12 protein-coding genes are annotated in these 12,936 nt (G+C 68.3%); 1 reads left to right on the plus strand and 11 read right to left on the minus strand.

From position 1 onward, the window contains the following. Nucleotides 1-2: 2 nt before the first annotated feature. The 6 genes from VNE62_02390 to VNE62_02415 all read right to left on the minus strand — a co-directional run bounded on the left by VNE62_02390 (nt 3) and on the right by VNE62_02415 (nt 8,039). On the minus strand, nt 3-2,216 hold the full coding sequence (locus tag VNE62_02390; protein HVE91135.1) for an amylo-alpha-1,6-glucosidase: 2,214 nt from the start codon (nt 2,214-2,216) through the stop codon (nt 3-5). Next, a protein-coding gene (gene prfB, locus VNE62_02395) for a peptide chain release factor 2 (protein HVE91136.1) occupies nt 2,213-3,329 on the minus strand; the annotation gives its coding sequence in 2 pieces (ribosomal slippage) (nt 2,213-3,262 and nt 3,264-3,329; 1,116 coding nt in all). The genes VNE62_02390 and prfB overlap by 4 nt, the downstream gene beginning before the upstream one ends. Continuing rightward, a complete protein-coding gene (gene secA / locus VNE62_02400; GenBank protein HVE91137.1) occupies nt 3,330-6,059 on the minus strand; it encodes a preprotein translocase subunit SecA in 2,730 nt (909 codons plus the stop codon). It abuts the gene before it with no gap. A gap of 28 nt (nt 6,060-6,087) precedes the next feature. Continuing rightward, complete coding sequence (locus VNE62_02405) at nt 6,088-6,771, minus strand: response regulator transcription factor (GenBank protein ID HVE91138.1); 684 nt, start codon at nt 6,769-6,771, stop codon at nt 6,088-6,090. Continuing rightward, nucleotides 6,768-7,316 (minus strand): ribosome-associated translation inhibitor RaiA, encoded by a 549-nt coding sequence (gene raiA / locus VNE62_02410; protein HVE91139.1) that lies wholly within the window; start codon nt 7,314-7,316, stop codon nt 6,768-6,770. The genes VNE62_02405 and raiA overlap by 4 nt, the downstream gene beginning before the upstream one ends. A 33-nt stretch (nt 7,317-7,349) precedes the next feature. Then, nucleotides 7,350-8,039, minus strand: a complete 690-nt coding sequence (locus VNE62_02415; protein ID HVE91140.1) for a ComF family protein — start codon at nt 8,037-8,039, stop codon at nt 7,350-7,352. Nucleotides 8,040-8,131: 92 nt separating this feature from the next. Here VNE62_02415 and VNE62_02420 point away from each other — a divergent pair, with 92 nt between their 5' ends. Continuing rightward, nucleotides 8,132-8,803 (plus strand): hypothetical protein, encoded by a 672-nt coding sequence (locus VNE62_02420; GenBank protein ID HVE91141.1) that lies wholly within the window; start codon nt 8,132-8,134, stop codon nt 8,801-8,803. Here the strand turns inward: VNE62_02420 and mtnA are convergent. The 5 genes from mtnA to manB form a co-directional block, all read right to left on the minus strand. Beyond that, nucleotides 8,800-9,810, minus strand: a complete 1,011-nt coding sequence (mtnA, locus tag VNE62_02425; protein HVE91142.1) for an S-methyl-5-thioribose-1-phosphate isomerase — start codon at nt 9,808-9,810, stop codon at nt 8,800-8,802. The genes VNE62_02420 and mtnA overlap by 4 nt on opposite strands. A 43-nt stretch (nt 9,811-9,853) precedes the next feature. Then, nucleotides 9,854-11,116 carry an adenosylhomocysteinase gene (gene ahcY / locus VNE62_02430; GenBank protein ID HVE91143.1) on the minus strand — a complete coding sequence of 421 codons (1,263 nt, stop codon included), beginning with the start codon at nt 11,114-11,116 and terminating at the stop codon, nt 9,854-9,856. Between the two features lie 20 nt (nt 11,117-11,136). Continuing rightward, nucleotides 11,137-12,228: an SIS domain-containing protein gene (locus VNE62_02435; GenBank protein ID HVE91144.1), complete on the minus strand. Its 1,092-nt coding sequence runs from the start codon at nt 12,226-12,228 to the stop codon at nt 11,137-11,139. After that, the gene (locus VNE62_02440) at nt 12,213-12,401 is read right to left on the minus strand and encodes a Trm112 family protein (protein HVE91145.1); all 189 of its coding nucleotides are present in this window, start codon (nt 12,399-12,401) and stop codon (nt 12,213-12,215) included. Before VNE62_02440 ends, VNE62_02435 begins: the two co-directional genes overlap by 16 nt. Further along, a partial coding sequence (gene manB / locus VNE62_02445; GenBank protein ID HVE91146.1) for a phosphomannomutase/phosphoglucomutase occupies nt 12,402-12,936 on the minus strand: 535 nt, incomplete at its 5' end.

The raw sequence follows: 12,936 nt of genomic DNA on the forward strand, positions 1-12,936 counted from the left end.
TCCTACTCCTCCATGACGACTCTCACGTCGCCTTCCTTGGAAACCAAGGAGAACGACGTGACGTCGCCGTCGCGGGTGAAAAGAAGCGAGATCGACGAGCTCCCGACGCGCATGTTGGCTATCTCCACCTTCCCCAGCCACGGCGGCAGCCCGGGGTCGTTGACCGTCAGCAGGTTCTCGTGCGCGCGAGCCGAGATCCCCAGCATCGCCTGGATCAGGAAGAAGACACTGCCGGCCGCCCACGCCTGCGGGGAGCAGGCGACCGGGTAGGAGACGGGACTGTTCGGAGATCTCCTGGTGAATCCGCAGAACAACTCCGGAAGCCGCATGTACTCCGCCTGAACGGCCGTTTCGAATATGGCCGACAGCACCCGCTCGGTCGCCTGTCGGAAGCCGTAGCGCTTGAGGCCAGCCGCGATGATCGCGTTGTCGTGCGGCCAGACCGACCCGTTGTGGTAGCTCATCGGGTTGTAGGCGACCGCTCCCTTGGACATCGTCCTGATACCCCAGCCGGAGAACATGTCCGGCTCCAGCAGCCTGGCCGCCACGGCCCGGGCCTTGTCCGGCTCGATGATCCCGCAGTAAAGGCCGTGTCCGGGATTGGACGTGACGGTTTCGACCTGGCGCTTGTCGCCGTCCAGGGCCAGGGCGAAGTAGTTGTGCTCCGGCATCCAGAAGTCGCGGTTAAAGCGCTCGGCGAGGATCGCAGCCTCCTTGCGGAGGCGCTCGGCGAGGTCGTCGTCGCCGAGGACGCTGAAGATCTCAGCGATCCTGGACTTGGCCATGTAGACGTATGCCTGAACCTCCGCGAGCGCGATGGGCGGCTTCGCCAGCGTTCCGTCGGTGTGGACGATGGAGTTCCCGGAGTCCTTCCAGCCCTGGTTCTCAAGTCCCCGCGGAGACTTGCGCTCGTACTCGACGAAACCGTCGCCGTCGGAGTCGCCGTGGTCGTCTATCCACGAAAGCGCCGCCACCAGGGCCGGCTTGAGCTCCTCCATCAACGCGAGGTCGTTCGTCCAGCGGAAGTACGCTCCTGCGAGCATCAGGAAAAGGGGTGTCGCGTCCACCGTCCCGTAATAGGGCGTGTGCGGGATGAGGTTGGAGAACGCCAGCTCCCCCTGACGCAACTCGTGGAAGATCTTGCCGGGCTCCTCGTCGCGCCACGGGTCCAACTGGCGTCCCTGGAGCGCAGCCAGCAGGCGCAGAGTCTCGGCCGATACGCGCGGGTTGAGCGACAGGATCTCGTAGGCCGCCAGGATCGAGTCGCGCCCGAAGGGAGCGACATACCAGGGGATCCCCGCGGCGATCATCCCGCCGAAGCGGTTGCGGGTGTACAACGCCCTCATGTCCCGGCGGCCGCGTTCGAGTAGCGAGTTGAACAGCTCGTTGTTTGTGGAGATCTGCGTGCACTCGTGCTCCCAGGCCTCGTAGGACCTGCGACTGCGGCGCAGGCAGGTGTCGAAGTCCTCAGGTGGGCGCTGGGGACTGCCGGTCAGCGGCTCCACCGTCAGGCCGAGCAGCCGCGTCTGGTGAGGGCGAAGGGGCAGGGAGAAGGCGAACGAGACCCGGCCCCCGCGCACCACCGCCGTCTGGGGGTCGTGCGAGAACTCGACCCGCGTCTGCCGGAAAAGGTCGTCCTGTCCGAGGTAGGCGAACACGACTCCACGCTCGGTCAACTTCGGCTGCAGCACCGTTCCCCTGATGGTCCGCCGGAGCCCGCGCACCTCGAAGATGTCCTCGAAATCCGCGGCAAGCTCGATCTGCACGGACAGCTCCACCGACGACGCCGAGTAGTTCTTGACGCGGATGCGCTCGTGCAGCCTGTCGCCGACCACGCGGATCCGGCGCACGTTAACCGTCTGCTGGGGGATGGAGATCGTGTCGCGATCCCAGATGTCGGGGTTGGTCAGGTCCATGTGCGACATGAACGCGCGCTCGGCCGACGACGACAGCAGGATCGGTTCGGCCCCGTTCACCCGAAGCGTGAAGTGCGACAAAAACCGCGTGTCCTGGTGGTACAGCCCGTGGCCGCACGCGTTGCCCTCGTCGAGGCTGCCGTCGGAGCTTGAGACGAGAAACGTCTCCCCCTCCTTGATGGCCAGGACGTTTCCCGCGCAGTCGGCCGTGACCACCGGCAGGCCCTCGGAGATGACGCGGCGGGCCGCGGCCTCGTCTATAGGGAAGAACTCTTCGCCCTCAGGGCTGCGGATGCTCACGAGGAACCGTCCTGTGGGGGCCCGGCCTTCCAGCGCAGGTAGGACGTCATCACCGGCTCCAGTGCTCCGTCCAGGATCCGTTCGACGTTTGAGGATTCGTAGCCGGTCCGCTCGTCTTTCACCATCTGGTAGGGGTGCAGGACGTAACTTCGGATCCGGGAGCCGAACCCGATCCGCTTCTGCTCGCCCCTCAGTCCGGCCAGCTCCTTCTCGCGCTCCTGGCGCCGCAGCTCCGCCAGCCGCGACGTGAGCAGCTTCATCGCCACGATCTTGTTCGAGAGCTGCGAGCGCTCCGACTGGCACGAGGCCTGGAGCTTTGTGGGCAGGTGGGTGATCCGCACCGCCGAGTCCGTCGTGTTGACGTACTGGCCGCCCGGCCCCCCGGCGCGGAAGGTCTCGATGTGCAGCTCCTCCGGGTCGACCTCGATCTCGGCCTGCTCGCCGAAGTCGGGGATCACGTCCACCGACGCGTGACTTGTGTGGCGCCTGTTGGCCGAGTCGAACGGGGACATCCGCACGAGCCGGTGCACCCCGTGCTCGCTGGACAGCCACCCGTAGGCGTTCGCCCCCCGGACCTCCACGGTCGCGGACTTCACGCCCGCCTCCTCGCCCGCCAGCGCCTCGCGGACCTGGGCTTGGAACCCGGACACCTCCGCCCACCGCAGGTACATCCGCAGCAGCATCTCCGCCCAGTCCTGTGCCTCGGTGCCGCCCTCGCCGGCGTGGATCGACAGGATCGCGTCGTGGTCGTCCAGCTCTCCTGAGAAAAGCGTCCGGACCTCCAGGGAGTCCAGCTGCGAGCGCAGCCGCTCGAGCCCCTCGGTGACCTCGGCCTCAAGCTCGGCGTCGTCGGCCTCCATGGCCATGTCGTTGGCGGCCTGGACGTCGGAGACGAGAGCCTCCAGTCGCTCGTACTCCTCGACTTCGGACGACAGCCGGGCGACTCGGCGCGTGAGGACCTGGGCCTTCTGGGGATCATCCCAGAGCCCCGGCTCAGCAGACTCCGCCTGAAGCTGCTTCAGGCTCTCGCGTTTGGCAGGGAGGTCAAAGAAACCCCCCGAGCTCGTACAGGCGCCGGGCCAGCTCCCTGAGCTCGCCGCCGCGGTCCTGCATCTAGACCGTCGCCCCGTGACACTTTTTGAACTTGCGGCCGGAGCCGCACCAGCACGGGTCGTTGCGCCCGACCTTGTCCGTCTCTTCGTTGCGGACGGTCTGGTAGGCGGGCTCGAGCTCGCGGGGCGGGCCCGCCGAGGCCCCGTTGCCGCCGGGGGCGGGGGCAGGCTGCTGACGGTCCGCCTCCTCCTGGGTCTTTGCGGGGGCCGAGTAGGTCACGGGCCGGCGCCTCTGCTGCTGGGGGGCCTGCTGTGGCTCCTGAACCGCCTTCTGGACGTGGAAGATGTACTTGGCGAAGTCCTCGCGGATCCTCGAGATGGTCGACTGGAACAGGTCGTAGCCCTCCCGCTGGTACTCGACCAGCGGGTCGCGCTGGCCCATCGCCCGAAGTCCGATCCCCTCCTGCAGGTAGTCCATCTCGTGAAGGTGCTCGCGCCACGCCACGTCGGTGACGTGCAGCAGCACGACGCGCTCGGCCTGCCTCATGACCTCCGGGCCCAGCTCGGCCTCCTTGACCGCGTAGGCCTGGTGGACCTCCGCCAGCACCCCCTCGAGGAGCTCCTCGTAGGAAAGGTCCGCAAGCTCCTCGGCCGTCTTGGCGCTCGGATAGACCTCCTTGAGCGCGGTGATCAGGCCTTCGACGTCCCATTCCTCCTCGTAGGAGGTGGACGGGCAGTAGGTGTTGACGACACTGGTCACGACTTCCTCGACGAACGCAAGCGCCTGCTCGGACAAGTCCTCGCCCTCCAGGACCTTGCGCCGCTCGGCGTAAATCACCTCGCGCTGCGTGTTGAGCACGTCGTCGTACTTCAGGACGTTTTTGCGAGCCTCGAAGTTCTGCTGCTCGATCTGCGTCTGGGCCTTGCGGATGGCCTTGGAGACCATCTTCGACTCGATCGGCATGTCCTCGGGGAGCTTGACCATCTCCATGATCCGCTCGACCTTGTCCGCGGCGAACCGCTGCATGAGCTCGTCGCCCAGCGACAGGTAGAAGCGCGACTCACCGGGGTCACCCTGGCGTCCGGACCGCCCACGCAGCTGGTTGTCGATCCGCCGCGAATCGTGCCTCTCCGTGCCGAGCACGAACAGGCCACCGAGGTCCACAACCTTCTGGTGCTCCGCGCTCCACTGCTCCTTGTGCTTTTCAGCCCACTCGCGGACGAACTGCTCGAACTCGAGGGTGTCGGGCTCGAGACCGCGGGCTATCGCCTCCTGGCGGCCCTCGTGCTCGGGGTTGCCGCCGAGGATGATGTCGACTCCACGTCCGGCCATGTTGGTCGCGACGGTGACGGCTCCGGGCTTGCCGGCCTGGGCGATGATCAGCCCCTCCTGCTCGTGGTTCTTGGCATTGAGCAGCTGGTGCGGGATCCCCTGCCGGTCAAGCAGCCGCGACAGCTTTTCGTTCTTGTCTACCGACACCGTGCCGACGAGGATCGGCTGCCCCTGGGCCTGGCGCTCCTTGATGTCGGCCACCAGGGCGCTGTACTTCGCCTGCTCGGTCTTGTAGATCATGTCCTGGTGGTCCTGGCGGATCATCGCCCGGTTCGTCGGGATCTCCAGCACCTCCAGCTTGTAGATGTGCTCGAACTCCTGGGCCTCCGTGAGAGCCGTTCCCGTCATGCCCGAAAGCTTTTCGTACATCCGGAAGTAGTTCTGGATCGTGATCGTCGCCAGGGTCTGGTGCTCCTCGCGGATGCGGACGCCCTCCTTGGCCTCCACCGACTGGTGGATGCCGTCGGACCACCGGCGGCCGGGCTGAAGCCGTCCGGTGAACTCGTCGACGATGATCACCTCGCCGTCCTTGACCACGTACTCGACGTCGCGCTTGTGGAGCTCCTTGGCCTTGATCGATGAAGCCAGGTAGTGGACAAGGGACGTGTTGAGATCGTCGTAGAGGTTCTCGATTCCCAAAAACTCCTCGACGCGGTGCACACCGTCCTCCGTCACCGAGGCGGTTCGCTTGGCCTCGTCGACGTCGTAATCGCGGTCGCGCACGAGCTTGCGGGCGATGTCCGCGAACTTGCGGTACCACTGGGCCGACTCCTCGGCGGCCCCCGAGATGATCAGAGGCGTCCGCGCCTCGTCGATCAGGATCGAGTCGACCTCGTCGACGATCGCGAAGTTGTGGCCGCGCTGGACCAGCTCCTCTTTGGCCTGTGTGTCGTAGTTGTCCTTCAAATAGTCGAATCCGAACTCTGAGTTGGTCCCGTAGACGATGTCGCCGTCATAGATGGGCTTGCGGTCTGGTGGACGCATCTGGTTCTGGATCGCCCCGACGGACATCCCGAGAAAGCGGTAGACCTGCCCCATCCACTCGGAGTCGCGTCGCGCCAGGTAGTCATTGACCGTCACGACATGCACGCCCTTGCCGGTCAAGGCGTTGAGATAGGCCGGCAGCGTCGCGACCAGGGTCTTGCCTTCGCCGGTGCGCATCTCGGCGATGTTTCCCTGGTGCAGGGCAGCGCCGCCGATCAGCTGGACGTCGAAGTGGCGCATCCCCAGGGTGCGCACGGCCGCCTCACGGACCAGCGCAAACGCCTCGGGAAGCAGCTCATCCAGGTCCTCGCCCGCGTCGTGCCTGCCCCGCAGCTCTGCGGTCTTGGCGCGAAGGTCGTCGTCCGACAGCGCTTTGGTGTCGTCCTCCCAGGCGTTGACCAGGGGGACGATGCTGTGGAGCCTCTTGACCTTCCGTTTGGTCCCGGCGGTGAGGACTCGGGTGAGGACGTTCATCGAAGCCATGCTACTGGCTCTCGCCCGTCTACTCGATCTCCAGGAGCTTCTCCCGCACCGCGAATATGACGGCCTGGAATCGCGAGTTGAGGTGCAGCTTCTCCAGGATGTTGCGGATGTGGTTTTTCACGGTGTTCTCCGCGATGTGCAGGTTCTTGCCGATCTCGCGGTTGGTCATCCCCTGCGCCACCAGCTTCAGGACCTCCATCTCCCGGTCCGTCAGCCTCGAGTAGGACCGCGCCGCCGGCTCCCTGGTGATCGAGTGGAACTCGGTCAGCAGCTTGGACGCCATCGACGGCGAGATCATCGATTGGCCCGAATGGACCTTGCGGATCGTGTCCGCGACGTCCTCGGGCTCTATGTCCTTGAGCAGGTAGCCCGATGCTCCCGCCTTGACCGACTCGAACAGGTCCTCTTCGTCCTCAGAGGACGTGAGCATGACGACGCGGGTGGACATGCTGGCCTCCTTCAGCCGCCGCGTCGCCTCTATTCCGGAAACCTTCGGCATCCGGACGTCCATCAGCACGACGTCGGGAGCGAACTGCTCGCAGAGGGCGATCGCCTCCTCGCCGTCGGATGCCTCCCCGACCAGAGTGATATCGGGCTCCGCGTCCAGGACAGTTCCGACCGCACGCCGGAACAACGCCTGGTCGTCGGCGATCAGGACGCTGATGAAGTCCCCGGCCCCCGCTGCATCCGCGGGTGCCGTCATGCCTGGTGCTCCATCAGGCCGTATGCGCCGTCGGACCTTCGGTACAGGACGCCCGGCTGCATCGTCTCGGCGTTCATGAACAGCAGAAACTGCATCTCCTGGGTCTCGAGTTCCAGGACCGCCTCCTCGGGTGTCATCGGCTTCGCCGCCGGACTGCCCATGCGGACGATCGGCGGGGCTTCCCCGTCCGTTGGGGCCGGCCCGCCCGAGGGCGGTTCCGGCGCCGCGGGGCCTCCGCGGTGTGACCGGTCCTTCAGCCTCTCCTTGTGCTTCCGGACCTGCGCCTCCAGGCGATCGGAGGCCTGATCGATGGCCGTAAAGAAGTCCGCCCCGCTGCCGTGTGCGCGCAGCGTCTCGCCCGGAGTCTTCACCGTGACCTCGACGCGGTGTCCGCCGCCTACGCGGGCGTTACCCTCCTGGCACAGCTCGACGTCCATCCGGATGATCCGCTCGAAGAACCTCTGCGACCGGGTGAGCTTCTCGGTCGCGTACTCGCGCAGGCGGTCGGTCAGGTCGACCCCCCTCGCCTTGAGGATGAGGTTCACCGCACGAGTATAGCCGCGTCGGGACCTGCTTCCTCAGGCCCGGGCCGGCAGCCGGCGCAGTGTCCGCGCGAAGGTGAGCACGTCCACGGCGGTCGCGCCTGCCGCCGTCAAAGCTTGCGCGCAGGCCTCCGCGGTCGCGCCCGTCGTGAACACGTCGTCAACGACCAGGACCTCACCCGACACGGGCTTGGCTCGGAACCTTCCACGCACGTTGTCGCGCCTGGCCGACATAGCGACCTCGGCCTGCCTGCGTCCCTGTGCGGCCCGAACCAGCACGTGCCGGCAAGGCACACCCAGCCGCCTCGCCACTGCCCGGGCCAGAAGCTCCGCGTGATCAAAGCCGCGGACGGCTGCTGAGGACCCCGCCGGGACCCAGGCGATCGTGGTTCCCGCTCCCATGCCGTGGCGCACGGCCAGGTCGCCCAGCAGCTCTCCGGCCACGGATGCCAGGTCCCCGCGTCCATGGTGCTTTAAAGCCAGCGTGAGGCGAGTGGCGGGCCCGGAGTAGGACAGCAGGCTGCGCGCGCGCCGGAAACCGCTCAGGCCTCTGCACTGCCGGCACGACGCCGCGCGTCCGTCGCCGCCGGGCGCACCGCATCGCCGGCACATCGGGTCGGTCACCGGCTCGAGCAGGACCGCGCAAGGCGCGCACAAGTCCGCATCGCAGATCGTGCCGCAGGCGGCACAACGCACGGGGGACACGAGGTCGGCCAGCAGTCCCATCGTCCCCGCAGGATAGGCAGCGGCGGTGACCCTGCCGTCCCGGTTCGTCGGCGGGGGCGCCTGCCTTCGCCCGCCGCGCTATCCTGCGCGGCATGTCCCGACTCGGCCGCACCGGCATCCTCACCGTCGTCACCTCGGTTCTGGTCGCGGCTATAGCGGCCACCCTCCTGGCCGTGTCGCCCGCGGGCGAGGACGACGCCGTCGCCGCCGCAAGGGCAGCCCTGGGCGACGATGTCGGCCGTGGCACGGCCCGCACGATCGCCCAGCAGAAGTGGGGAGAGGGGCGGCTGGTGGTGACGAGGTACTCCGACCGCAAGGGTGACCGCCGCCTGGCCATCGCCTTCGCGATCGACTCGGGCCGCGGATGGAGGGCGACCGGGACCAGCGAGCGCGCCGCGCTCGACGACGTCGGCGTGGGATCCCTCCTGGTCTCCAGCTCCCAGGGCGGGGCCGGCCAGCCCTCGTGGACCGCGGCCTTCGGCGAGGCCATGGACCCGCGCATCCGGGCCGTCGAGATGACGTGGTCGGACACCACCACGACCGCGGCCGGCCTCCGCGGCCCGGCCTACCTGGTCGTGCGGCGGGGGGTCGACACGGCAAAGCTCGCGCGCTACCTGGCCGAGGACGGAAGCGAGGTCGCGAAGGTGCCGGTGGGTCCCTCCGCGGCGTCACCAGGGCCCAGCCCCACCCCGGCTCCCGCGTCCTCGCCGTCTCCCCCGGGTGCGCCGGCATCCCCGTCGCAGGGGACGCCCGCGCCGGTCTAGCCGCGCAGGTCGTACGGAGGCAGGTGGACGCGGCGGTCGGTCACGATCGCCGACACCAGCTCCGCGGGCGTCACGTCAAAAGCCGGGTTGAGGACCGGGGAGTCCCCGGGGGCCACGACGGTGGAGCCTGCGAACCGCAGCTCCGAAGCAGGACGGTCCTCGATGGCTATCGACGCTCCATCGGGCGCCTGCGGGTCCACCGTGGTGAGTGGGGCGGCCACAAAGAACGGGACGTCGTGGCGCGCCGCCAGCACCGCCATCACGTAGGTCCCGACCTTGTTGGCGAAGTCGCCGTTGGCGGCGATGCGGTCGGCCCCCACGACCACCGCCTGCACCCATCCCGAAGCTAAAACGGACCCCGTCGCCCCTTCCGTCAGGATGGAGTGCGGGATGCCCAACCGTCCCAGCTCCCAAGCGGTGAGGCGGGAGCCCTGCAGAAGAGGCCTGGTCTCGGGCACCCACACCTCACGGACCCGCCCCGCCTCGAAGGCCGTCCGGATGACTCCCAGCGCGGTGCCGATGCCCCCGGTGGCCAGCGCGCCGGTGTTGCAGTAGGTCAGGACGCCGGCCCCCTCGGGGATCAGCTCCGCTCCGAGCCTTCCGATGGACTCGCAGGCGGCCGCCTCCTCAGCGTGGACTGTGCGCGCCTCATCCTCGGCCGCCTCTACGGCCCCCGGACGCCCGGCGAGCCCGTCGATGCGCCGCAGCACCCTGTCGACCGACCTGGCGAGGTTGACCGCGGTCGGACGGGCCTCGCGGATGGCCCCGGCGGCGGCGGGAAACATGTCCAAAGGCACCGTGCGGAGCGCCAGCGCGACCGCATACGCCCCCGCCACGCCGATTAGCGGGGCACCGCGCACGCGCAGCGAGGTGATCGCCTCGATCACCGATGCCGGTTCACGCAGGTCAAGCCAGTCCTGCTCGGAGGGCAGGCGCGACTGGTCCAGGACGCGCAGAACTCCCGGCTCGTACACGAGCGGAACGATGCCCACGGATGCGCGGATCATGGACCCACCGTACGGCCGCGGCCGGTCCTGCGCAGACTTCCCGCTAGGTGCCCTCGCGCCAGGACTCCAGGTAGTTGCGCTGCTCCGGCGTGAGCTCGTCCACCCGGACCCCCATGGTCCCTAGCTTGAGCCTGGCGATCTCGCGGTCCACGTCGGTCGGGACGTCCAGGACCCTGGGCTCCGCGCGCCTCCCCGCCCGGTGCTCGGCCACCAGCCAGGCGATCGAAAGCGACTGCCCCGCAAACGACATGTCCATCACGGAGGCCGGGTGGCCCTCGGCGGCACCCAGGTTCACCAGACGCCCCTCCGCAAGCAGGTACAGCCTCCGGCCGTCGCCCATCACGAACTCCTCGACGTCACGTCGGAACCGCCGCGTGGACGAGGCCTGCTTGCGCAGACCCCTCACGTCGATCTCCAGGTCGAAGTGGCCGGCGTTGGACAGGATCGCCCCGTCCTTCATCGCATCCATGTGCTCCAGGCGGATCACGTCGCGGTCGCCCGTGACCGTGCAGAAGATGTCTCCGATCACCGCCGCCTCGGCCATCGGCATGACGGCATACCCGTCCATCACCGCCTCCAGAGCCCGGATCTCGTCGATCTCCGTGACGACCACGCGGGCGCCCAGGCCGCGGGCGCGTGACGCGACACCCCGGCCGCAGTCTCCGTAGCCGGACACCACCACCACGCGCCCCGCCAACAGGACGTTGGTCGCACGGATGATCCCGTCCAGGGCGGACTGGCCCGTTCCGTACCGGTTGTCGAACAGGTGCTTGGTCGGCGTGTCGTTGATGGCCACGATCGGGTACCGCAGTGCGCCCTCGGCCGCCATCTGGCGCAGCCGGATCACGCCGGTCGTCGTCTCCTCCGAGCCGGCGATCGTGCGCTCCGCCTGCTCGGGGCGCTTCATGTGCAGCATCGAGACCAGGTCCGCGCCATCGTCGATCGTGAAGTTCGGCTCCCGGTCCAGGATCTCCTCGATGTTGTTGTAGTAGCTGTCGTTGTCCTCGCCGCGGACCGCGAAGACGGGCACGCCCTCGGCGGCCAGGCAGGCGGCGACGTCGTCCTGGGTGGACAGTGGGTTTGACGCGCACAGGTAGACGTCCGCCCCTCCCGCCCGCAGAGCCCTCACGAGATTGGCGGTCTCGGTGGTCACGTGAAGGCACGCCCCGACCGACACCCCCTCGAATGTGCGCTCCCGCGCGAACCGCTCCGTCAGCGCCCGCATCACGGGCATCTGGCCGGCTGCCCACTCGATGCGAAGCTGCCCCTCGTCGGCCAGGTTCGGGTCGGCGATGTGGTTGTCCATGTGCTCCTCCAGTCGGTTGCTCAGTTGTCGGAGATCGCGCGCTTCAGGCGCGCGATCGAATCTATGGGCAGGGCGTCCACCCCTCGCAGGATCGCGAGATAGACGGACACCAACCCTCCCAGGAGGGCCAGGTCGAAAAAGCGGGTCACCAGGTCCGCGCCCTGCGCCTGAACCTCGATGACGTCCTCGAAATCGTCCCGGACATCTGGGACGGCCGCCTCAAAGGCCCGCGCGATCCGCTGGTCCTCGTCCGGCTCCCGCAGGCAGACCAGCACCTTGCGCATCCGCGGCCGGCCTTCGCGCCCTTCGGCGGCGAGGCCGACGATCTCGTTGTGCGCGAGCTCGGGCAGGTTCGCCGCGTGCGCCAGAACCTTGGAGTTCTCGTTCAGGTCGGTCCTCCACCTGGCGGAGGCCACACCGGTCGCCCCGGCGCCTCCCCACACGACGGGCAGCGTTCCTTCCAGCCGGACGGCGAGGCGCTTGGCTTCGTTGCGCTCCAGCGGCACGTCCGGACCCCACTGCGACACACGCCCCTGAAGGTGGGCCGCCGTGGCTTCCTGCCACTGGCCGCCCGGCCCGGCCAGGAGATCGACCGCCAGAGCGGCCATGGACCCGAGGGCGAATCGCGGCAGCATCCCCTCGGGGACCTTCCACACCTCCCACTGCGCGGCCGTGGCTTCCTCCGCAAGAGGACCTCCGGACGTGATCACGGCACCGTGCGCGGCTCCGCGCGAGCACGCCGCCCTGAAGCCGTCCAGCGTCTCCGCGGTGCTTCCGGAGTAGCTGGCGGCCACCACGAAAGTCGACTCGTCGCAGAAGGCCGGCACCCCGCACCCCCTGTGGACCACCACGGGCAGCTTCGACCCGCCGGCGGCCGCGGCCGAGGCAAGGTCTCCGGCAACCCCGGACCCGCCCATCCCGAGGAAAAGCGCCGACCGCAACGGAACCCGCCGCCCGGCAACCCGGGCGGCGCCGGCGCGATGCGTCCCGACCTGGGTCGCCATCGACGCGACGGCCCCCAGCGCACCGGACGGATCGCGCGCCGCGACGGCGGCGGCGTCGTCCAGGACCGAGGTCGCGGTGTCCGGAGGGGTGATCAGTCGCCCTCCCATCGGGTTGCCTCGTCCACGAGCATCACGGGGATGTCGTCGCGGACGGGATAGGCCAGCCGGCAGTCGGGGGCCGAGCAGACGAGGAACTCGTTTCCGTCACGCGTCTTCTCCTCGACCGGCTGCTTGCACTTCGGACAGGCCAGGATCTCGAGAAGCTCCTTGTCTATGGGCATCTACCCTCCCCTGATAAGAGCCAATAGCTCGTCACGCCGCGGCTGCATCACCGCCGGGCTCGATGCCTCGACGTTCAGGCGCAGCAACGGCTCGGTGTTCGAAGGCCTGAGGTTGAACCACCAGTCCGGATACGAGACTGTCAGCCCGTCCAAGGTGTCGTGCTCGCCCTCCGGATAGGCATCCGCAACCCTGGCCATCGCCGCCTGCTGGTCCGCGACGGGAGTGTTGATCTCCCCGGACGCAGCGTACCGCTGCAGCGGGACCAGCAGCTCCGACAGCGGCGCCGGGGCTTCGGACATGGTTTCCAGCACGTACAGCGCCGCCAGCAGGCCGGAGTCGGCGCGGTAGTTCTCCCTGAAGTAGTAGTGGCCCGAGTGCTCGCCTCCGAACACCGCGCCCGTGGAGGCCATCAGCTGCTTGATGTAGGAGTGGCCGACCTTCGACCGGACCGGCACTCCCCCACACTCCCGGACGACCTCCGGGACCACCCGCGAGCAGATGACGTTGTGGATGACGGTGCCCCCCGGCTCCCGG

The sequence above is a fragment of the Actinomycetota bacterium genome (assembly GCA_035536535.1).
Taxonomy (GTDB): Bacteria; Actinomycetota; JAICYB01; order JAICYB01; family JAICYB01; genus DATLNZ01.